At 70.9% G+C, this 21011-nt stretch carries 19 protein-coding genes and 1 pseudogene; 10 read left to right on the top strand and 10 right to left on the bottom strand.

Annotation, left to right across the window (positions count from 1 at the left end; all coding sequences use genetic code 11):
- Positions 1-5: 5 nt before the first annotated feature.
- Together AB0J88_RS36760 and AB0J88_RS36755 are read right to left on the bottom strand one after the other, a co-directional pair.
- Entirely contained in the window at positions 6-1148 is a 1143-nt protein-coding gene (locus tag AB0J88_RS36760; RefSeq protein WP_364359525.1) for a substrate-binding domain-containing protein, read from the bottom strand.
- 108 nt (positions 1149-1256) lie between these two features.
- Positions 1257-2993, bottom strand: coding sequence for an NAD(P)/FAD-dependent oxidoreductase (locus tag AB0J88_RS36755; RefSeq protein WP_364359522.1), 1737 nt, complete (start codon positions 2991-2993; stop codon positions 1257-1259).
- A 139-nt stretch (positions 2994-3132) separates the two neighbouring features.
- On the opposite strand from AB0J88_RS36755, the gene AB0J88_RS36750 reads away from it, so the two are divergent.
- Positions 3133-4305, top strand: a complete 1173-nt coding sequence (locus tag AB0J88_RS36750; RefSeq protein WP_364359519.1) for an acyl-CoA dehydrogenase family protein — start codon at positions 3133-3135, stop codon at positions 4303-4305.
- Between the two features lie 7 nt (positions 4306-4312).
- Here the strand turns inward: AB0J88_RS36750 and AB0J88_RS36745 are convergent, their stop codons facing one another.
- Together AB0J88_RS36745 and AB0J88_RS36740 are read right to left on the bottom strand one after the other, a co-directional pair.
- Positions 4313-5134 (bottom strand): SDR family NAD(P)-dependent oxidoreductase, encoded by an 822-nt coding sequence (locus AB0J88_RS36745; RefSeq protein WP_364359516.1) that lies wholly within the window; start codon positions 5132-5134, stop codon positions 4313-4315.
- Positions 5131-6411 carry an NAD(P)-binding domain-containing protein gene (locus AB0J88_RS36740; protein WP_364359513.1) on the bottom strand — a complete coding sequence of 427 codons (1281 nt, stop codon included), beginning with the start codon at positions 6409-6411 and terminating at the stop codon, positions 5131-5133. The genes AB0J88_RS36745 and AB0J88_RS36740 overlap by 4 nt, the downstream gene beginning before the upstream one ends.
- An 86-nt stretch (positions 6412-6497) precedes the next feature.
- Between AB0J88_RS36740 and AB0J88_RS36735 the strand changes: the two genes are divergently transcribed.
- From AB0J88_RS36735 to AB0J88_RS36725, 3 genes are all read left to right on the top strand, one after another.
- Positions 6498-7856, top strand: a complete 1359-nt coding sequence (locus AB0J88_RS36735) for an MFS transporter (protein WP_364359510.1) — start codon at positions 6498-6500, stop codon at positions 7854-7856.
- A 156-nt stretch (positions 7857-8012) separates the two neighbouring features.
- Positions 8013-9188: an MFS transporter gene (locus AB0J88_RS36730; protein WP_364359507.1), complete on the top strand. Its 1176-nt coding sequence runs from the start codon at positions 8013-8015 to the stop codon at positions 9186-9188.
- A gap of 150 nt (positions 9189-9338) precedes the next feature.
- Positions 9339-9740 (top strand): Lsr2 family protein, encoded by a 402-nt coding sequence (locus AB0J88_RS36725; RefSeq protein ID WP_364359504.1) that lies wholly within the window; start codon positions 9339-9341, stop codon positions 9738-9740.
- Here the strand turns inward: AB0J88_RS36725 and AB0J88_RS36720 are convergent.
- A complete protein-coding gene (locus AB0J88_RS36720) occupies positions 9737-10972 on the bottom strand; it encodes an aspartate aminotransferase family protein (RefSeq protein WP_364359501.1) in 1236 nt (411 codons plus the stop codon). The genes AB0J88_RS36725 and AB0J88_RS36720 overlap by 4 nt on opposite strands.
- 140 nt (positions 10973-11112) lie before the next feature.
- On the opposite strand from AB0J88_RS36720, the gene AB0J88_RS36715 reads away from it, so the two are divergent.
- Genes AB0J88_RS36715 through AB0J88_RS36705 form a run of 3 tightly spaced genes read left to right on the top strand, consistent with a single transcriptional unit; the run spans position 11113 to position 12324 of the window.
- On the top strand, positions 11113-11559 hold the full coding sequence (locus AB0J88_RS36715) for an SRPBCC domain-containing protein (RefSeq protein ID WP_364359498.1): 447 nt from the start codon (positions 11113-11115) through the stop codon (positions 11557-11559).
- Positions 11556-11888, top strand: a complete 333-nt coding sequence (locus AB0J88_RS36710) for a metalloregulator ArsR/SmtB family transcription factor (RefSeq protein ID WP_364359495.1) — start codon at positions 11556-11558, stop codon at positions 11886-11888. The genes AB0J88_RS36715 and AB0J88_RS36710 overlap by 4 nt, the downstream gene beginning before the upstream one ends.
- Positions 11881-12324: an SRPBCC domain-containing protein gene (locus AB0J88_RS36705; RefSeq protein WP_364359492.1), complete on the top strand. Its 444-nt coding sequence runs from the start codon at positions 11881-11883 to the stop codon at positions 12322-12324. Before AB0J88_RS36710 ends, AB0J88_RS36705 begins: the two co-directional genes overlap by 8 nt.
- 41 nt (positions 12325-12365) lie before the next feature.
- On the opposite strand, the gene AB0J88_RS36700 is transcribed toward AB0J88_RS36705, so the two are convergent.
- Together AB0J88_RS36700 and AB0J88_RS36695 are read right to left on the bottom strand one after the other, a co-directional pair.
- The gene (locus AB0J88_RS36700) at positions 12366-12899 is read right to left on the bottom strand and encodes a hypothetical protein (protein ID WP_364359489.1); all 534 of its coding nucleotides are present in this window, start codon (positions 12897-12899) and stop codon (positions 12366-12368) included.
- 61 nt (positions 12900-12960) lie between these two features.
- Entirely contained in the window at positions 12961-14061 is a 1101-nt protein-coding gene (locus tag AB0J88_RS36695; RefSeq protein WP_364359486.1) for a sulfite oxidase, read from the bottom strand.
- A 117-nt stretch (positions 14062-14178) separates the two neighbouring features.
- On the opposite strand from AB0J88_RS36695, the gene AB0J88_RS36690 reads away from it, so the two are divergent.
- The 3 genes from AB0J88_RS36690 to AB0J88_RS36680 all read left to right on the top strand — a co-directional run bounded on the left by AB0J88_RS36690 (position 14179) and on the right by AB0J88_RS36680 (position 18903).
- Positions 14179-16056 (top strand): lectin, encoded by a 1878-nt coding sequence (locus AB0J88_RS36690; RefSeq protein WP_364359484.1) that lies wholly within the window; start codon positions 14179-14181, stop codon positions 16054-16056.
- A gap of 111 nt (positions 16057-16167) precedes the next feature.
- Positions 16168-17808: a lectin gene (locus AB0J88_RS36685; RefSeq protein WP_364359481.1), complete on the top strand. Its 1641-nt coding sequence runs from the start codon at positions 16168-16170 to the stop codon at positions 17806-17808.
- 129 nt (positions 17809-17937) lie between these two features.
- Positions 17938-18903, top strand: a complete 966-nt coding sequence (locus AB0J88_RS36680) for an acetylxylan esterase (RefSeq protein ID WP_364359478.1) — start codon at positions 17938-17940, stop codon at positions 18901-18903.
- Here AB0J88_RS36680 and AB0J88_RS36675 read toward each other — a convergent pair.
- The 3 genes and pseudogenes from AB0J88_RS36675 to AB0J88_RS36665 form a co-directional block, all read right to left on the bottom strand.
- The gene (locus AB0J88_RS36675) at positions 18900-19646 is read right to left on the bottom strand and encodes an alpha/beta hydrolase (RefSeq protein ID WP_364359475.1); all 747 of its coding nucleotides are present in this window, start codon (positions 19644-19646) and stop codon (positions 18900-18902) included. The two genes, AB0J88_RS36680 and AB0J88_RS36675, sit on opposite strands and share 4 nt — an antisense overlap.
- A gap of 225 nt (positions 19647-19871) precedes the next feature.
- A pseudogene (locus AB0J88_RS36670) lies at positions 19872-20000 on the bottom strand (amidohydrolase); the annotation flags it as partial.
- 141 nt (positions 20001-20141) lie between these two features.
- Positions 20142-20912 carry a peptidoglycan DD-metalloendopeptidase family protein gene (locus tag AB0J88_RS36665; RefSeq protein ID WP_364359472.1) on the bottom strand — a complete coding sequence of 257 codons (771 nt, stop codon included), beginning with the start codon at positions 20910-20912 and terminating at the stop codon, positions 20142-20144.
- Positions 20913-21011 lie beyond the last annotated feature (99 nt).

The following is a 21011-nucleotide window of genomic DNA, read 5'->3' as shown; positions in this document are numbered from 1 at the left end:
TGGGGTTACTTGTTGCGGGTCTTGCAGGTCTCCGTGTCGGCGGCCGGTCCCGTGCAGATCTGCGCCCAGGTGAACATCCCGAGGTCGACGGCCTGCTGGACGGCGTCACCGGGGTCCTTGCCGTCCTCCAGGTGGATCAGCGTGGCGTCGAGCTTGGCCGTCGGCACCTGCATCGCGCCGTTGTCGATCTTGTCCTTGACCAGGTCGGCCGGGGGCTGCTGGCCACCGATCGCCGCGATCGCGATCTTCGCCGCGGCCTCCGCCTCGACCTTGAACGCCTTGAGCACGTTGTCCTGCTGGTCGCCGGTCAGCATGTACTGAAGTCCGGTCAACTCGGGGTTCTGACCTCCGTACACCGGAATCTTGACGTTCTTGCCCTTGAGCGCCGCGATGATGCCGGCCGTGATGCCGTCGTAGAAGCCGAAGAAGGCACCGACGCCGTTCTGCGTCTTGGTCAGGCACTGCTCGGTGGCCTTGGTCGCGTTGTCCGGCGCCCAGTCCTTGATGTAGTCCTCGCAGACCACCTGGATGTCGCCGCTCGCGATCAGCGGGTCGATCACCTTGTTCTGCCCGGCCAGCATCTGGGTCGTGTAGACGTCCCCCTTGTTGCCGTACTGGCGCGCGACCTTGACCGGCTTGGCCCCGAGCTTGCCGCTGGTGACCTGCTCGGCGAAGTAGGTGGCCTGCTGTGCGCCGACCTTCTCCGGGTCGAAGATCACCTGGCTGTAGAGGGTGCCCTTGACCGGCGGGTTCTCGTAGCCGATGACCGGCACCTTGGCCTGCTCGGCGGCCTGGAGCAGGCCCGCGCTGGTGTTCGGGTCGGCCGCGACGACGACGAGGGCCTTGGCGCCGGCCGCGATCGCCGCGTTGGCCTGGGCGAGCTGCTGGTTGGAGTCGCCGCCGGCGTTGACGAACTTGACCTCGACGGTCGGGTCCAGCGCCTTGATCGCCTTCTCGAACGCCGGGCCGTCCTGCTGGATGTAGCGGGTGGGGGTCGTGTTGGGTGCCATGAAGTAGACGAGCTTCGAGCCGGAGCCCGAGCCGCCGTCGCCGGCGTCGTTGCCGCCGCACGCGGCGACCAGAAGGATGCTGGCGCTGGCCGCTCCGGCGATGACTGCCCGGAGGGTGGCGCCACGAGAACGCTTCACTGGGTTACTCCTTTCGGCTGCGCGGTTATCGGTCGGGCCCGGGCGGTTTCGGGCGCGCGGCATCGGGGTGGCCTCGGTCGGGCCACCCGGTTGCCGGCGCTCGTCCCGTCAGGGCGTGTGAAGTCCCGCGTGCTTCGCGGTGATCTGCAGGGCGAGGTGCTTGGAATAGATGCGGACCCAGGCGAGCGGTCCGCCCGTGTACCAGAACGCCGGGTGACCGGTGCGCCGGTAGAGGCCGCCGAGCTCGCCGTCCTCCCCGACGCCGAGGACGAGCGGGAGCCGGTCGGCGACCTCGTCGCCGAAGAGCCGCCGCGCGGTCTCGCGCATGTTCTGGTAGCCGGTGGCGAGCACGACGAGGTCGGCGTCGAGCGTGCGGCCGTCCTCGAGGCGGATGCCCTCCGGCGTGAACTCCGCGAGCCCGGAGCCCTGGGCAAGCTTGATCTTGCCGTCGGCGATGAGCTCCGAGGCCCCCACGTTGATGTAGTAACCGCCGCCGTACGCCAGCGCGTACCCCATCAGGCCGGTGCCGTCCGGACCGTCGTTGCGCTTGAAGCCGACGGCGTCGAGCGCGGCGAGCAGGTCGGCGTCCTTCTTCGCGGTCTCCTTGACGCCGTCCTTGGCGAACTCGAGCACCAGCGGCCAGGGTGTGCCGGCGGCCAGCAGGTCCGCGTACGCGGTGGGCGGGCCGCCCTCGACGAAGTTGCTGCCGAAGATGGCCGGGATGCCGTGCTCCTGGCTGATGATGTGCGTCGACGAGCGCTGCACGAGCGTGACGTCGGCGCCGGCCTCGTAGAGGTCCTGCGCGATGTCGTGGCCGCTGTTGCAGGCGCCGACGACCACGGCCTTCCGGCCCGCCCACTGGCGTGCGTCGGTGTGCCGGCTGGAGTGGTAGCTGGTGCCCGCGAACGCGTCGCGCCCCGGGACGGCGGGGATGTTCGGCTCGCCCGCCGCGCCGGTGGCCAGGACGACGTCGCGCGGGTGGAGCTCCCGCTCGCCGTCCGGCGTGCGGACGACTAGCGTCCACCGGCCGCTGTCCTCGTCGAAGTGGCTGCTGGTCAGCTCGGCCGAGGTCCAGACGTTGAGCTCCATGGCGGCCGCGTACGACTCGAACCAGTCGGCGATCTTGTCCTTGGGGCAGTAGACCGGCCATGACTCGGGATAGCGCATGTACGGCAGGTGGTCGGCCCACACGGGATCGTGCAGGACGAGCGAGTGGTAGCGCTTGCGCCACCCGTCGCCGACCCGCTCGCTCTTCTCGAGGATCAGCGTGTCGACGCCCATGAGGCCGAGGTTCGCCGCCACCGTCAGGCCGCCCTGGCCCGCGCCGATGACGACGACGTCGGGGTCCTTGCCCGCGTACCGGACGTGCTCCTCGCGCTCCTCGCGCCAGTTGCGGCCGCCGTCGGCCGGGGTGTGGCGCGGGCCGCGCGACCGGTGCTGGCCGATCGCCCGCTCGTGGCCGCGCAGGTCGTCGAGCTCGGTCAGCACGGTCCAGGCGACCCGTTCGCCGTCTTGTTCCACGAGGCGGATCGCGCCCCGGCCGAAGCCGAGCGGGGTCTCGAACGTGATGAAGCCTTCGACGACGCCGTCGGCGTCGCGGGGGCCGAACTCGGTGGTCATCGTGAGGTCGGTCATCGAGCCGGCGTCGAGGTGCTTGGTCAGCATCGCGGTCACCGCTGCCTGGCCGTGGTAGGTGCCCAGGTCCCAGGTGAGGGCCAGCAGGTCGCGCCACCAGCAGTCGCGGGCGAGCAGCGCGGTGGTGCCCGCGACGTCGGCGTCGCGCAGTGCCGCGGTGAATCGGTCCAGCCACGTGGCGAACGTGGTCTCGGGTGTCTCCGTCGCCATTGACGCGCCCTTCCGTCCGTATCAGTCTGATACAGGCCGAGCGCTCGCTCGGTAGCGAGAGTCTGGACCTTGGACCGAGTGACGAGCAACACCTACGTGAAACTTTTTTGAAACTTGGTCCCCGACAGCGAGGTGCCGCATGACCAGCCGATTGGAAGATCTCGTCGGGCGTACGAGGGCGTTCGTCGACTCCGAGGTCCTTCCTCTGGAGGACGCGTTCGACGGGGACGCGACCGCCGCCGGAGGTGACCGGCTCCGGGTCGACCTCCAGAAACTGGCGCGCGCCGCGGGGGTCTTCGCGCCGCACGCCCCGCGCGAGTTCGGCGGGCTCGGCCTGGGGATGGTGGAGCGGGCGCCGGTCTTCGAGGCGGCCGGGCGGTCCTTGTTCGGGCCGATGGCGCTCAACATCAACGCTCCCGACGAGGGCAACCTGCACCTGCTCGACCAGGTCGCGTCGGACGCGCAGCGGTCCCGCTATCTGGCGCCGTTGGCCCGAGGCGAGCAACGGTCGGCGTTCGCGATGACCGAGCCGCCGCCGGGGGCCGGGTCGGACCCGAGCGCGCTGCTGACGGTCGCCCGCCGCAACGGATCCGCATGGTCGCTGACCGGTCGGAAGAAGTTCATCACCGGAGCCGACGGCGCGGGTTTCTACATTGTCATGGCCCGGACGCCAGGCGGGGCGACGATGTTCCTGGTGCCGGCCGACCGTCCCGGAATCGAGATCACACGGCACGTGCCCACAATGGACAGATCGATGGTGGGTGGACACTGTGAGCTGTCCTTCACCGACGTCGAGGTCGCCGACGAAGACGTGTTGGGCGCCGTCGACGAAGGCTTCCGCTATGCCCAGGTCCGCCTCGGCCCGGCGCGGCTGACGCACGTGATGCGCTGGCTGGGCGCGGCGCAGCGGGCGCACGAGGCGGCGGTGTCCTACGTCAGCTCCCGGTCGGCGTTCGGCGCCCCACTGGCGCGGCAGGGCATGGTCGAGCTGATGATCGCGGACAACGAGCTCGACCTGGCGGCCACGCGGTCATTGCTGCTCACCGCGTGCCGCGTGCTTGACGCTGGAGGCGCGGGGCGCGAGGAAACGTCCCTGGCCAAGGTCTTCGGCGCGGAGGCGCTCTTCCGGGTGGCCGACCGGGCCGTGCAGATGTGCGGGGGCGCGGGCGTGTCGGCCGACCTGCCGGTCGCCCGGATCGCCCGCGAGCTTCGGCCGTTCCGGATCTACGACGGGCCGTCCGAGGTGCACCGCATGTCCCTGGCCCGCCGGGCCGTCCGCCGTTACGGCGTCGCCGGCGCGGAACAGGGCTGAGTCGGCGTCAGCGTTCGGTGCGACGGTCCTCGCCTCCGGCGCGCCGGCGCAGGCCGGCGGCGAGCGGCGAGTTGTCGAACGCGCCAGTCGCCAGCCGCGCGGAGACCGTGCGGGTCACCATGCGCCGGGCCAGGGCGGGGAAGTGGCGGGCGATCGCGATCTCCAGCCGGCCGCGACGGGTCGTGGCGAGGTCGGCCGGGGGACGGCGGGCCGTGGCTGCCCTGATCACCGCCGCGACCACCCCCTCGACGGGCTCGTAGCGCGAGACGCCGTCCAGGGACAGGCCGGCGGCGGCGGTCGAGTCGTGGATCGGCGACGCGATCATGCTCGGGTAGACCACGGTGACGCCGACGTGCGTGCCGACCTCCAGGCGGAGGGCGTCGGCGTAGGCGACCAGGGCGCGCTTGCTCACGCCGTACGCGGCGGCGAGCGGGAGCGCCAGGGCCGCCATCCGGCTGGCGATGAAGACGACGCGGCCGCGTGCCTCCTCCAGCGCGGGCAGCGCGGCGGCCGTCGTCGACCAGGCCGCGAGCAGGTTGACCTCGAGTTGCTGCCGCACCACGGCGTCAGGTGGCAGCTCGGCCGGCGCCGGGCCACCGATGCCGGCGTTGTTGACGAGCAGGTCCAGGCCTCGCAGGCGCGCGACGGCCTCGCCGACGGCGGCCTCGACCTGGGCCTGGTCGGTCAGGTCGCAGGCGAGGATCGGCACCGGCGCGTCAGCCGGCACCGTCAGGTCCAGGCCGATCACCTGGGCGCCGGTGTCGCGGAAGCGTTCGCACAGGGCGCGGCCGATGGTGCCGCCGGCACCGGTGACGATGACCCGCTTCATCGTGCGCCCCGGCGCAGTTCGTCGGCCGCGAGCTTCTGGTAGGCGTCGAAGTCGATCCGCATGGCGGTGCGCCGGTCGCCCCACCGGTCGTGAGCCTGGCGCAGCCTTCGCGCGCGGTCGGCGCGTTGCCGTGCGGGCGAGGGGAGGGTGTAGGCGCCCGCGAGGTGGGCCGCGACCAGCCTCGCCTGGGACTCCACGATGGGCAGTGCCGAGCCGGTCGACTGCATGAGGCCGACGAAGGAGAGCCCCGGCTCGTCCAGGTGGAAGACGTGCCGGTAGAGCGGGACCTGGTCGCCCAGGACGTCGAGGAAGGGTATCTCCGGCCGGTAGCCGGTGCACCAGACGACCAGGTCGACCTCGTCGCGCGAGCCGTCCGCGAACTCCACGACCGAGCCCTCCGCCTTGGCGATCGCGCCACGGATGGTGATGTCGCCGTGGCCGACCCGGGAGACGAGCACGTCGGACAGCGTCGGGTGGTCCTGAAGCAAACCGTGCTCCGGGCTGGGCAGGCCGTGCGCCGTGGGGTGGCCGGTGGCCAGGCGGAGCATCGTCTGGCTCACCGCCTGCCGCAACCGCCACGGCAGCCGGGTCGCGAGCGCGCCGTTGAGCGTGTCCGACGGCCGGCCGAAGAGGTACTTGGGCACGACCCACATACCGCGGCGCAGCGACAGGATCGTCCGGTTCGCCACGTGCGACGCGTCGGCGGCGATGTCCATGGCCGAGTTGCCGCCACCGACGACGAGCACGCGCCGGCCGGCGAGCTGCCGCGGGTCGCGGTAGTCGTGGCTGTGCACCTGGTCGGCGGTCAGCCCGTCCGGGAGCGGGTCGGGCCAGCGGGGGACGCTGTTGTGCCCGGAGGCGACGACGACGTGGCTCGCCCTCGTCGACACCCGGCCGTCCGGGCCGTCGGCGTCGACCGACCAGCCGCCGTCGTCCGTGCGGCGCACGTTCGTCACGACGTGCCCGTGCCGGATCGCCTCGCCCAGCCCGAACTTCTCCGCGTACGCGGTCAGGTAGTCGAGGATCCGGTCGTGGCTCGGATAGTCGGGCCAGTCGGCCGGCATCGGGAAGTCGGCGAACTGCGTCCGGGTCCGGCTCGTGTTGAGGTGCAGCGTCCGGTAGGCGGCAGAGCCCGGGCCGCCGAGCACCCACAGCCCGCCGGGCCGGTCGCCCGCGTCGAGGCACACCGCGTCGATGCCGCGGTCGGCCAACGCCTTCAAGGTGGCCAGGCCCGCCGGCCCCGCACCGATCACCACGACCTCTGGCCGTGCAGCCATTGCACACCCGATCCGTAGACAATTAAGTTCGCCAGTGGATCGTGCTGGCAGCGGGCGCGTCCGGTCAACCACTTCGAGGAGCGCGCATGACCCGGACCCCGGCCCCGCCGACCACCGCGACCGGCACCGTCAGCCTGCCCCGCACCGGCCTGCTGGCCTTCGCCACCGGCTCGATCGGCATGGGCGTCTGGATCACCGTGCCCGGCCTGCTCCTGCTCTACTTCCTCACCGACGTGCTGGCCGTGGGACCACTGGCGGCCGGCTTCGCGCTGCTGGTGCCGAAGATCGCCGACGTGCTGCTGCACCCGTTCGTCGGCCACGTCTCCGACGTGCAGCGCGCCCGGCACGGCCACCGGCTGACCCTGATGCTGCTGGCGTGCGTACTCCCGCTGGCTTTCGCGGGTTTGTTCGCCGTGCCCGGCGGCCTGTCCGGCAACGCCGCCGCGATCTGGGTCGCCGCGTTCTACGTCCTCGGCAACCTGCTCTTCGCGGCGTACCAGGTGCCGTATCTCGCGACCCCGGCGGACCTCGCGATCGGCTACCACGAGCGCACCCGGCTCATGTCGTTCCGGATGGTCGTGCTGACCGTCGGCATCCTGGCGAGCGGCGTGCTCGCCCCGGTGCTCGTGGGAGGCGACGATCCGACCCGCACCGGGTACGTGGTGATGGGGTGCGCGCTGGCCGTCGGAATGCTGGCGGCGATGCTGGTGGGGATCAACGGTGTACGCCGGCTCGGCGCGGTCGCGGGAACGCCGGTGAACGCGGCGCCGCCTCCGCTGCGGGGCATCCGGGTCCTGTTGAGCTCGCTGCGTGACCCGCAGTTCCGGCCGCTGGTCACCGCCTATCTCCTGACCGGCACCGCTACCCACCTGGTGCTGGCGGCGGCGCCCTACTACGCCACCTACGAGCTCGGCCGGTCGGGGCTGACCACCGTGCTGATCGCCGCGTTCCTGGGCCCCGCGCTGGTGGCGACCCCGGTCTGGCTCGCGGTGACCCGGCGCATCGGCAAGCAGCGCGGCCTGCTGGTGGCGCAGGGGGTGTTCGCGGCGGGCGGGCTGGTCCTCGCGCTCGGCAGCCGCGTCCCGCTCGCCGTGCTGGTCGCGGTGGTGGCGGTGCTCGGCGTCGCGTTCGCCGCGCTGCAGCTGCTCTATTTCGCGATGCTGCCGGACGTGGTGGCCGCTTCCGCGGGGCGCAAGATCGCCGACTCCGGGAGTTACACAGGTGTCTGGACCGCTGCCGACTCGGCCGGCGGCGCGATCGGGCCCTACCTCTATGCCGCCTGCCTGGCCATCGGCGGATTCGTGGGTTCGTCGGGTGACGATGTGCGACAGTCCGCGTCGGCCCTCGACGCGGTCCGCTACGGGTTCGGCATCGTGCCGACGGTGCTGCTGGTGGCGGCCCTGTTGGTGCAGCGTCGCTATACGTTGGACCGCGGTCACCGCTAGAATGCCCGTGTGATCCCCGTCGCCGCCTTCGCGCGTTGGATCACTCCGCCGCTGCCCCTCTATGGCAACGATCACAACCGCGGCGACTTCGCTCCCTGAGACACGGGCTCATTCCGGCCCCTTGTCCCTTTCTCTCTTTCCCGGGAGCGATGTCCTATGTCTATAGTCGTCTCGCCGTCCCCGCCCGGCATCCGGACCGTGCTGCGCGCACCGCGCGTGCCTCGGCTGCTGCTCGCCAGCCAGGTCGGCCGCCTGCCGTTGGCGTCGGGTCCGCTGGCCCTGCTGCTGTTCTCCCGCGAGTCGCTCAGCCTCGCCATGGCCGGCGTGGTGGTCGCGGTCTACACGGCCGGCATGGCGGTGAGCGCGCCGCTGCTGGCGCGCTCGGTCGACCGCTGGCGCCAGCCACCGGTCCTGTACGGCTCGTCGGCCCTGTCGGCGGTCGGCTTTCTCCTGGTCGCGGCCGGCGGTGGTGCGCTGGTGCCGACTCTTGCCGGCGCGGCGCTCGCGGGCCTGGGAACTCCGCCGCTCGAGGCCTGCCTGCGGGCGCTCTGGCCGGCGCTGGTGCCACCACCGGCGGTCCCGGCCGCGTACACCCTCGACATCGCCCTCCAGGAGATCATCTTCGTGGCCGGCCCCCTGGTGACGCTGGCGGCGGTCGGCGTGGCGGGTCCGCCGGCGGGCCTGGTGGCGGCGGCGGCCTGCCAGCTCGCGGGCGCGATCGTCTTCGCGCTGGCGCGTCCGGTGCGGGTCTGGCGGGGTGAGCCGGCCCCCCGGCACTGGGCGGGTCCGCTGCGGGTGCCGCGCTTCGTGGTCCTGGTCGCCGGCGTGGCCTGCGCGGGGGCGGCGGTGGGCAGCCTGCCGGTGGTCCTGACGGCCTACGCGGAGTCCAGCGGCGACCGAGGCCTGAGCGGCTGGCTGCTGGCGGCGCAGGCCGGGGGAGCGCTGGTGGGCGGCCTGCTCTACACCCGGGCTCGCCCGGGCGGAACGGGTCGGCTGCCGTTGTTGGCGGTGTGCTTCGCGGTGGGCTACCTGCCGCTGCTGCTGATGCCCGACGTGGGCGCGATGGCGGTGCTGGTCGCGGTGAGCGGCTTCTCGCTGCCCCCGCTGCTGACCGCGGTCTTCCTGGCGACGGACGACCTGGCCCCGAAGGGCACGGTCGTGGAGGCGTTCGCGTGGATCGTCACGGCGTTCACGGTCGGCAGCGCCACGGGAGCGGCCCTGACCGGCCCGCTAGCGGCAGGCGACGTCCGCGCGGGCTTCGCCCTGGCACCGCTGGCCGGGTTGCTCGGCGTGGCCGCGATGACGGTGGTGCACCGCCGCGCGACACGCTGAGGTTCGACGCCGACGTCCAGGTCCGCGCCAGGACGGTCCGCGGCACCGGCTGGCAGCAGGAAAGGTCGCATGACGGCGACGGGCCGGATCGGTGATCAGTTACGGTAGGCGGAGCAAAACGCTCGTTCATCCAGGTAAGGGACGCGCCCAGTGGCGAAAGAGACCATCGTCAAGCTTGTGGACGACATCGACGGCAGCACCGCCAACCAGACGGTGACGTTCGCTCTCGACGGCGTGGCCTTCGAGATCGACCTGTCCGACGAGAACGCCGACAAGCTGCGGCGGACGCTCCAGCCGTTCGTCGAGGCCGGCACGAAGGTGACCGCCGACGGCACCCGCCACACCCGCACCGTGATCTCCGCGCAGGGTGCCAGCCTGCGCGAGGAGACCAAGGCGATCCGGGCGTGGGGACAGAAGTATGCCGCGCAGCTCGGGCTCGAGCAGGTCGGCGACCGGGGTGCCATCCCGCAGCGGGTCCGTGACGCCTACGAGCAGCACGAGGGCCGCGCGCCGCGTACCGCCATCCCCTCGCCATTCATGACGACCCCTTAGGCGGCCGACAACGCGCGGTCGAGGATGTCGAGGCCCTCGGCCAGCTCCTGACGCGAGGCGGTCAGCGGCGGCGCGATCCGGAACACGCCGCCCATGCCGGGCAGCTGCACGACGTTCATGTGCAGGCCGAGCTCCAGGCATCTCCTGGTGACGGCGGCGCCCAGCTCGTCGGAGGTCAGCTCCAGACCGACCAGCAGACCCCTGCCGCGTACGTCGGTGATCGCCTCGTGCCGGCTCGCCAGCTCACGCAGGCCGTCCTTGAGGAAGGCGCCCGACTCGGCGGCCCGCAGGTCGAGCTTGTCGCGTTCCAGCACGTCGAGCACCGTGTTGCCGACGGCGGCGACCAGCGGGTCGGAGACGTGCGTGGTGAAGAACAGGTAGCCGCGCTCGTGTGCGGTCTCCTCGATCTCCGTCGACGTGATGACCGCGGCCAGCGGCAGCCCGGCGCCCAGGGTCTTGGAGACGGTCAGGATGTCGGGTACGACGCCGTCGCGCTCGAACGCGTACCAGGTGCCCGTGCGGCACAGACCCGTCTGCGCCTCGTCCAGGATGAGCAGCATGCCGCGCTCGTGGCACTTGTCCCGCAGCGCCGCGAGGTAGCCCTCGGGCAGGTCGATCACGCCGCCCGAGCTGAGGATCGGCTCGACGATGCAGGCCGCCAGGGCGCCGACCGACTGCGCGTCGACGAGGTCGAACGCCAGGTCGAGCTGGCCCGGCCAGTCGACCTCACGGAACGGCACAGGGATCGCGAAGTTGCCCGGCACGGCCGGGCCGTACCCCTTGCGTCCTGAGCTGTAGGTGGCGTTCGCCGCGGCCTGGGTCATGCCGTGCCACGAGCGCGCGAACGACACGATCTCGTGCTTTCCGGTGACCAGTTTCGCCATGCGGATGGCGGCCTCGTTGGCCTCGGCGCCGGTGGTCAGCAGCAGTACCTTCTCCAGCGGGTCGGGCAGGGACCCGGCGAGCCGGCGGGCCAGGTCGACCACGGGACGGCTGAGCATGCCGCTGAACAGGTGGTCGAGCGACGCCGCCTGACGCTGCAACGTCGCCACGATGTCGGGGTGCGAGTGCCCCAGGATCGCGCTCATCTGGCCGGAGGTGAAGTCGAGGATCCGCCGGCCCGACTCGGAGAACACGTAGCTCCCCTCGGCCCGCACGATCACCTCGGGGGTGAACCGCCCGGCACCGGAGTACCGGACCATGTGTCGCTCGACGTCGTCCCAGAAGCCCATGGCCACACGCTAGACACCGGGCCGCGTCGTCACGAGAGCCAAACGGCGACCGGTGGCGACCCATGGGCAACCAAAGGTTGCGCGAAGCCGGACCGCGGGCTAGCGTTACACGCAACAAAAGGTTGCGGAAGGGCAGGGCTGTGGAGTACGGATCCATCGAGCGCGACATCCTCGTCGACGCCTCACCCGATGTCGTGTTCGACGTGGTCAGCAAGCCTGAGCACATCCAGGAGTGGTGGCCCGACGAGGCGCGGTTCGAGCCGGTCCCGGGCGCGCCGGGTGAGCTGTTCTGGCGTGACGCCGACACCGGCGAGACCATGACCGTCGCGCTCACGGTCGTCGAGGTCGACCCGCCGAAGCGGTTCTCGTTCCGCTGGTGCTACGCCGAGCCGGAGCGAGAGGGGCCGGCGTTGCTCGTCACCTTCGACCTGCTGCCCACCGACAACGGCACCCGGATCCGGATGACCGAGACCGGGTTCCGCGAGATGGGTTGGGAGATCGCGGTGCTGGAAGCGGCGTACAACGACCACGTGTCCGGCTGGGACCACTACATCCCGGCGCTGGGCGCGTACCTGGAAAAGAGATGAACGACGACCTGTGGTCGGCGGTCGGTGACCCGACCCGGCGCACGATGATCGACCTGTTGCTCGCCGGGGGATCGGGCACCGCCACGTCGTTGGCCGAGAAGCTGCCGGTCACCAGGCAGGCGGTCGCCAAGCATCTGGCCGTCCTGGACCGGGTCGGCCTGGTCACCGCGAGAACGGCCGGCCGTGAGCGGCACTACCACGTCGACGAGGCCCAGCTCGCCAGGGCCGTCGCCCAACTGAACGCGGTCGGCTCCAGTTGGGATGCCCGACTGCGCCGCATCAAGCGCCTCGCAGAGGCCATAGAGCGAAAGAGAGACAACGATGGTTGACATCCTGCACCGGGTCGGCACGGTCGCGCCGCTCGACGACGTCTACCGTGCCGTGGCGACCCCCGAAGGGCTCGCCGGCTGGTGGACCACGGACACCGTGGGCAAGAGCGAGGTCGGCGAGCGGCTGGCGTTCCGGTTCGGTGACCTCGGCGGCTTCGACATGGAGATCCTGGAGCTCGACCCCACCGGCCATGTGCGGTGGCGGGTCGTCGAGGGACCGCCCGAGTGGATCGGCACCGAGGTCGACTGGCGGTTCGAGCGGCGCGATGCGTACACCATCGTGCTCTTCAAGCACGAGGGCTGGCGCGAGCCGGTCGAGTTCATGCACCACTGCTCCACCAAGTGGGGCTCCTACCTGTTGAGCCTCAAGGAGCTCGTGGAGACCGGACGCGGCCGTCCGGCACCGGACGACGTCAAGGTCGCCGACTTCGACTGAGTAAGTGCGGGCCGTCCATAAAGGACGGCCCGCACACTAGGTCAGTACACCACGCCGCCGGGTGCGTTGCTCCCACGGGCGGTGATGGCGTCACCGTTCGGGTTGACGGTCCACCACAGCGCGCCGAACGCGTTGACGCCCTGGCCGTTGGTCTGGCCCGGCGCGGTGTCGGCGATGAACGTGTAGAGCGGGTGGTTGTTGTAGGTCGCCTGCTTCGTGTTGTCCTGCCGGGTCGACGTGGCCAGCTTGCCCGCGTCGACGCCGCTGCCGGCGACCACGGCGCCCTGCGTGACGAGCGGCGGCCACTGCGTCGCGCAGGCGTCGTTGCAGGTCGACTTGTTGCTCGTGTCGGCAACGAACAGGTAGAGCGTGTTGCCCTGGCCGTCGGTCAGGTACGCCCCGTTGGGCCCGTTGCGGGTCTGCACGGTGACGCTGGCCGGCGGTGCGGCCTTCGAGTCGTTCGCGCTCGCCGTGGTCGCGGCCGTGAGCCCGGTGACCACGAGCGCCGCTCCGGCAACACCGGCACCGACCTTCACCCAGAGCCTGGAGAACCCAGACCTGGAAATCCCAGACATGAAGCTGTCCTTCCCCCCGTGAACAGTTACCCCGACGCTACGCCCGGGTAGGGGATGGTTCTCAGGCTTCCAGACAGGTCACCGGGATCTGGTGAGCGGCGTTGTTGACGAACCCGCCGCGGTTCCACGGTGCCTCGACGGGCTGCGTCTCGCCGTCCGCCGTGATGGCGCGCGCGGTGACCACGTGCTGTCCCGGCGCGGCCAGCCACTCGTGGGTCCACCGCCGCCAGGCCCAGCGATGCCCGCCGTCCGGTGCCAGCGCCGCCGGCGACCACGAGCCGCCGCCGTCGACGCTGACCTCGACCGCCGTCACAGGCGCGCGGCCGGACCAGGCGCGGCCCTCCAGCGTCACCAGCCCCGGCCGGACCACTCGACCGCGCGTCATGAAGTCGGGGAAGCCGGGCGGGATCACCAGTGCCCGGGGCGCGATCCGGGTGATCGGCTCACCGGGCTCGTCGGCGCTCTGCCGCACCACGTACGCCTTCTGCTGAAAGCCCTCGAACGTGTGGTCCAGCACCTCGACGCGGGTCAGCCACTTCACGTTGGTCATGCCGTACCAACCCGGCACCAGCAGCCGCACCGGGAAGCCGTGCTGCGGAGCCAGGGGCGCGCCATTCATCGCGTACGCCAGCAGCACGTCAGGGTCGAGCGCCTCGGCGACGGTGAGCTTGCGCTGGTAGTCCTGCTCGACACCGCGCTCGACCCCGTGGTCGGCGCCGGTGAACACGACGTCGACGGCGCCCGGCGAGACGCCGGCCGCGGTGAGCACGTCGCGCAGCGGGACGCCGGTCCACTCCGCCGTGCCCACCGCCTCGACGAGCCACGGCTGGCTGACCGGACGCGGCTCGAGGCGGGCGCGCCCGTTGCCGGCGCACTCCATGGTCGAGCGCACCGTGCGCGACGGAAGAGCCTTGAGCGTGTCGAGGTCGATGGTCAGCGGGCGCTCGACGTGCCCGTCCAGCCGCAGCGACCAGGCAGCCGGGTCCACGAACGGGATGTCGTAGTGGATCAGCAGGTAGTGCAGGCCGGGCGGCGTGAGGTCGTAGCGCATCGCCTCCAGCGGCATGCCGTGGTTGCGCGCGGCCAGGCCGAGCTCCGCGGTGCTGACGCCCTCGCCCCGGCCGGCGACGCGGCTCGGGGTGCTGATCTGGTCGAGGCTCACGGACTGAGCGTACAAGGGTGCGCAGACGTGGATTGACATCAATCTGTAAAGGGTGTTTCCTGTTAAGCACCCTGTCGGCGAGGGACAGTGACATCCATCGATCGAGAAAGGACGAGCATGTCACGAGCACGGATCGCCGGCAGCATCGCGCTGGGCGTCCTCCTGGCGGCCGCGGTCGTCGGGCAGCCCGCGTACGCGGCGAACGAACCGGTCAACATCTGGCTCACCACCACCTCCGACGGCGGCGGCCGCACCGTCACCCGCGGCCTCCAGCAGCAGGCGTCGATCGCGTTCGCGGCCAGCAGCCCCGGCGCCACGCACACCATCACCGTCAACGAGAACACGCGCTACCAGACGTTCGAGGGTGCCGGCGCGTCGATCACCGACACCACCGCGTACCTGTTGCGGGGTGGCCCGGTCAGCGCCGCCACCCGCGACGCCGTGATGCGCAAGCTGTTCCACCCGACGGACGGCATCGGGCTCTCGTTCGTCCGCAACCCGATCGGCGCGTCCGACCTGTCGCGGCCCGGCAACATCTCGCTCGACGACACCTGCTGCGACCTCAACGACTTCCATGCCAACGGGTACGACAACGATGTGCGGCTGCTGACGCAGCAGGCGCGGCAGCTCAACCCGGCGCTGCGCGTCAAGGGCGTCCCGTGGAGCGCGCCCGGTTGGATGAAGGACAACGGCCGGATGGACCAGATGGGCTGGCTCCGGGCGGAGTACTACCCGATGTACGCCCAGTATTTCGTCCGCTACGTGCGGATGTACCAGGCGGCCGGCATCCCGGTGAACTACGTGTCCGTGCAGAACGAGCCCAACTGCTGCCAGGCCGGCAACCCCACGGCGATGAACTATCCCGGCATGAGCTGGAACTCGTCCGGGCTGCTGGAGTTCACCAAGAACCACCTGCTGCCCGCGTTCCGGGCGGCCGGCATCACCACCAAGGTGATGGTGCACGACTGGAACTACGGCGACTGGGGCCAGATCGGCGCCGGCATCGTCTCCGACGCCACGTTGCGCAACGACCCGCTCTTCGCCGGGATCGCCTGGCACGGGTACGCGGGCAGCCCGTCGGTCGGCTCGCAGGTGAAGAGCCAGTATCCCGCCGTGCACCAGTTCTCGACCGAGCACTCCGGCGGCACCTGGATCGGCAACCAGCACAACGAGGACATGGCCGACATCGTCAACTACACCCGGAACTGGAGCGAGTCCGTCGTCAAGTGGAGCCTCGCGCTCAACCAGTCGATGGGTCCGCACAACGGCGGCTGCGGCACCTGCACCGGTTTGATCACCGTGCAGGAGGGCGGCTCCCGGGCCGGGCAGGTCGACTACACCATCGAGTACTACACGACCGGGCACCTGACCAGGTTCGTCCGCCCGGGCGCGCAGCGGATCGACTCGACGGCCAACGGCACGGTGCAGAACGTGGCCTGGCGCAACAGTGACGGCTCCAAGGCGCTGATCGCGCACAACGGCGGCACCAGCGGCCAGTCGATCCGGGTGCTCTGGGGTGGACAGTCGTTCACGTACACGCTGCCGGCCCGCACGACCGCGACCTTCACGTGGTCGGGCACCCAGGGTGGACCGTCGAACCCGCCGACGGGTGGCACCGGGCCGATCACCGGGCTGGCGGGCAAGTGCCTCGACGTGGCAGGTGCCAACAGCGCCGACGGTACGGCGGTGCAGCTCTACGACTGCAACGGCACCGCGGCCCAGCAGTGGACGGTCGGCACCGACGGCACCGTGCGGGCGCTGGGCAAGTGCCTCGACGTGCGGGACAACTCGACCGCGAACGGGGCCAGAGCCCAGATCTGGACCTGCACCGGCGGCGCCAACCAGCGGTGGACGGCGACCTCGGCGCGGGACCTGATCAGCGCCAGCGCCAACAAGTGCCTGGACGTCGTCGACAACAACCCGGCCAACGGGACGCCGGCGCAGATCTGGACCTGCACGGGCGCCGCGAACCAGAAGTGGAACGTGCCCGCCTGATATTGACGAACGTTGACCGATCGGACCTCTCGGGTTTACCTTGGGTCCGATCAGTCAACTAAACCATAACAATGCGGCCATTCGGCGGTGGCCCGAGAGGAGAGAGACCCGATGGGTGTCTCACGCCGAACCGTTCTCGCTGGCGCGGGTGCCGCGCTCGCCACCCCTGCTTTCGCGGCCGCGCCGGCTGCCGCTGCCGCTCCCAGTCCGCCCGGCGACGTGGTCGGGAAGATCTCCGTCGGCTATCAGGGCTGGTTCGCCTGCCCGGGCGACGGTGCGCCGATCGGTGGCTGGTGGCACTGGTCGCGGGACCGGTTCCAGCCGCCGTCGCCGGCCAACACGACGATCGTCTCCTGGCCCGACATGCGCGAGTACACGCGCGGCTACACGACCGCGTACCCGAGCCTCGGCAACGGGCAGCCGGCGCAGCTGTTCTCGTCGTACGACGACCAGACCGTCGACACGCACTTCAGGTGGATGCAGCAGTACGGCTGCGACACTGCCGCGCTCCAACGCTTCAACCCGGTCTCGGGGGAGGGGCCGACCCGGGACGTGATGGCGCAGAAGGTGCGGGCCGCCGCCGAGCGCTACGGGCGCAAGTTCTACATCATGTACGACGTCACGAGCTGGACGAACATGCAGTCGGAGATCAAGACCGACTGGACGACGAAGATGTCCTCCCACGTGGCCTCGTCCGCCTACGCCCGGCAGAACGGCAAGCCGGTCGTCTGTATCTGGGGCTTCGGCTTCAACGACGACGGCCGTCCGTTCGCGCCCGCGGCCTGCCTCGATGTCGTCAACTGGTTCAAGGCGCAGGGCTGTTACGTGATCGGCGGCGTCCCGACGTACTGGCGGCAGGGCATCAACGACTCCCGTCCAGGCTTCTCCGAGGTCTACCACGCGTTCAACATGATCTCGCCGTGGATGGTGGGTCGCACGGGCGACCTGGCGGGGTTGGACTCGTTCTACGCCAACGTGAACGTGCCCGACAAGGCCGACTGCGACGCCAGCGGCATCGACTACCAGCCCTGCGTGATGCCCGGTGACCTGTCGTCGGGGCACCGCAGGCACGGTGACTTCTACTGGCGGCACCTCTACAACATGATCAGGCTGGGTTCGGCCGGCTTGTACGTGTCGATGTTCGACGAGTACAACGAGGGCAACCAGATCGCGAAGACGTCGGAGACGCAGGCGACGACGCCGGCGGGTGCTGGCATCCGTGCTCTGGACGAGGACGGGACGTTCTGCTCGTCGGACTACTACCTGCGTCTGACGGCGGACGGCGGGCGGATGCTCAAGGGCCAGCTCGCCCTGACCGCGACGCGCCCGACGCAGCCGGTGGTCACGCCGCCACCGACCGGCGCGTCCGGTCTGCGGTCGCGGGCCAACAACCTCTGGGTGCAGGCGACCGACGCCGGCAACGGGCCGCTGGTCGCCCGCGGCACCGGGCTGGGCACGTGGGAGGGGTTCGACGTGGTCCCGCTCAGCGGTGGCAACGTGGCGTTGCGGGCGCGGGTCAACGGCCGCTACGTCTGCGCCGAGAACGCCGGTGCGAACCCGTTGGTGGCCAACCGGACCGCCGTCGGTGGCTGGGAGACGTTCCGGCTGGTGCGCAACTCGAACGGCACGGTAAGCCTGCAGGCGACGGTCAACGGCCGCTACGTCTGCGCCGACAACGCCGGTGCGAACCCGCTGGTGGCCAACCGGACCGCGATCGGGCCGTGGGAGCAGTTCGACCTGGCGACCCCGTAGGTCTCCTGGCCGTTCCGGCGCCGGCCCGATCGCTGGGCCGGCGCCGGTGTGGCGCACTTCCTGGCGAGCGGACGCGTGGACTGGTAGAACCACGTGAGCTTGACCGCCCACGACCGGGGAGCAGCCCGCATGCAGTTCGACCTGTCCCTCGACGAGCTCGCCGCCTACCGCTACGAGGCCGAGCCCGAGCCCGCCGACTTCGACGCGTTCTGGTCGCGCACCCTCTCCGACGCCTCGCAGGTGCCCGTCGCCGCCTCGTTCACGCCCTATGACGCGCTGCTGACGACCGTCGAGACGTTCGACGTGACGTTCGCGGGCTTCGGCGGCAACCCCATCAAGGGCTGGCTCATCCTGCCGGCGGACCGGTCCGGGCCGTTGCCCGCGATCGTGGAATACATCGGGTACGGCGGGGGCCGCGGCGAGCCGCTGCAATGGCTGGCCTACGCCAGCGCCGGGTACGCGCACTTCGTGATGGACACCCGCGGGCAGGGGAGCACCTGGCGCACCGGCGACACGGCCGACCCGGGTGCGTCCGGTCCCGCCGTCCCCGGCTACGTCACGCGCGGGATCCTCGACCCCGACGACTACTACTACCGGCGGCTCTACGTCGACGCGTACCGCGCGGTCGACGCCGCGGCGGCGCACCCCGCCGTCGACGCCTCCCGCATCGCGGTGACCGGGCGCAGCCAGGGCGGCGCGCTGTCGGTCGCGGTCGGCGGGCTGCGCCACGACATCGCCGCGGCCATCCCGCACGTGCCGTTCCTGTCGGCGTTCCGGCGGGCCGTCGAGGTCACCGACGCCAACCCGTACGCGGAGATCGTGCGCTGGTGCGCCACCCATCGCACCAAGGCCGAGCAGGCGTTCAAGACGCTGGCGTACTTCGACGGCACATCGTTCGCGCGGCGGGCCAGCTGCCTCGGCTCGTTCTCGGTGGCGTTGATGGACCCGATCTGCCCACCATCCACCGTGTACGCCGCCCACAACGTCTGGGCCGGCCCGAAGGACATCGCCGTGTGGCCCTACAACGACCACGACGGCGGCGGCCCGGAGGACGAGCTCCGCACGATCCGCGTCCTCCGGGAACTGTTCGCCTAGCTTCTCCGCAGATGGCGCACGAAGAACCGGACGGCACTGTCGGACTCGAACCGCGGCAGGTCCTTGTGCCGGCCGGTGTTGGCGTGGAGCGTCTTCTCCGTCGAGGCGAAGGCGTCGAACAGCGCCAGGCCGGCCTCGCGCGGGATGTGCTCGTCGTCCCACTGGAGCGCGTACTCGACGGGGATCGTGATCTTCCTGGCCGCTTCGGCCAGGGCATCGGGCCAGTGGAGGCCGAACACGGCGGCGGTGATGCGGTGGTCGGTCGCCACGAACGGCACCCCGATCGCGGTCGCCATGTTCAGGCCGTAGAAGCCGACCGGTCCGTCGGGGCCGATCTCCGGAAGCTCCTGCAGGGCGTCGAGGGTCGCCCGCCATTCGGGCACGGCGCGGTCGGCCAGGTGGGCGTTGTAGCGGACGACGATCGGGCCCTCGGGCTCGCCGGCCGCCCGCGCCCGGAAGAGCTCGGCGACCTCCCGCTCGTCGTGCGGCGTGCGCGGCCGGTCACCGTGCCCGGGCGCGTCGACGACGGCGACGTGGAAGCCGCCGGCGGCGACCAGGAGCGCGGCGCGGCCGGTCATCGCCGGCCACCTCTTGTGGGTGCCGCCGCCGTGGCCCATCAGGACCAGGGGAGCGCGGCCGGGTCCGTCGGCGGGCGACCAGAGGACGCCGGGGACGTCGCCCAGGGTGAAGTCGCGTTCGCGGACGCCGTTGGCGGACGTATCCGCGGTGAACTGCAGAACCATCGGTGGTGCCTTTCGGGGAGTGCCTCGTGTCGGGCGCTCCCGGCGACACCTAGCTGGGTCGCCGGACCATGACGACGAGGGGGAGCACCCATCCTGACTGCGCGTGCATGGGTCTCACCTCCTCGAGCGGTGTCACGATCGCGTGAAAGCTACCAGCCGGACCACGACCCCGGTCAACCGATTTAACGCGTCGTGGCGTACGTGTCGTGCACACCGCTTCGCAGGCGCGCGGTCGAAGAAGTCCGTGAACATCATCGTCGTGTCCAGGGCGACCCGCTCATACGTCTCCGTCAGGGCCAGGAACTCGAGGTACTCCGGCGCGCCCAGGTGCGCGATGACCGCTCGCAGCCGCGGATCGGGTCGGCCGGGTGGAAGTCGGCTACCTGGAGGTGCAGCGTCCACGCGTGGAGGTCCCGCCCAGAACCGCGGCACGTCCTCGTCGGAAACGGGCGGCGCCATGACGCACGAGCCTAGCGCCGCCCGCTCAGCCGTCTGTCAGCAGCGGGGCACGCCGGGTATGAACCCGTCGTAGCCCGTCAGGACGTAGGCGTCCGCGATGAAGCGGCCCGAGCCGATCCGGTCCCAGATCGTGCTGGTGCCGTACGTGCCGGTCACCGAACTGCCGTTGGTCTGGCACTGGATCGTCACGCGCGTCCCGTCGGCGACCGTGCCGACCGACGCGTACGACGTGCCCGGCCCGGAGCGCACGGTCAGCGGCGTGCCGGCGGTGTTGACCGTCCCGCTGCCGGAGCCGCCGGAGCAGGCGTTGTCGCTCGTGTAGGTCTTGGTGCCCCAGTACAGCGCCAGGGTGCCGTTGAACCGGACCTGCACGGCGGAGCCGTTGAGCCGCTGCTCGTAGTGCAGGTGCGGGCCGGTCGACCCGCCGCTCGTGCCGACGTAGCCGATCACCGAGCCGTAGCCGACGGACTGCCCGACCGACACGTTGAACGCGCTCAGGTGCGCGTAGTACGTCGTGTAGCCGCCGCCGTGGTTGATCCGGACGTACCGGCCGTAGCTGGTGTCACCCAGGTTCGTGACCACGTCGACCGTGCCGGCCGCGCTGGCCACGACCGGGTCGCCGTCGTCGTTCGTACGGTTGAAGTCGATCGCGTTGGCCGGGCTGTGGTTGGTGCGGGTCTGTCCCGACCAGGCCTGCCCGCAGGGGAACGGCACCTTGAACGTCGGTGCCGCCAGCGCCGGTGCGGTCGGCAGCAGGAGGAAGGCGACGCACGCCGCGCCGAGCAGGCGCAGCCAGCGGTTTCTCATACACGGACCTCCACTCGAATGAAGAAATACTTCAATGCGTGGATATGATCCTGGCAGAAAACTGCGTGGGGCGAAACAGTGGCCGACGGTAGGTTGAAC

Source organism: Asanoa sp. NPDC049475 (assembly GCF_040676915.1).
Lineage (GTDB): Bacteria > Actinomycetota > Actinomycetes > Mycobacteriales > Micromonosporaceae > Asanoa.
Note: the sequence above shows the minus strand (reverse complement) of the source record. Positions and strands in the feature narration are given on the sequence as shown.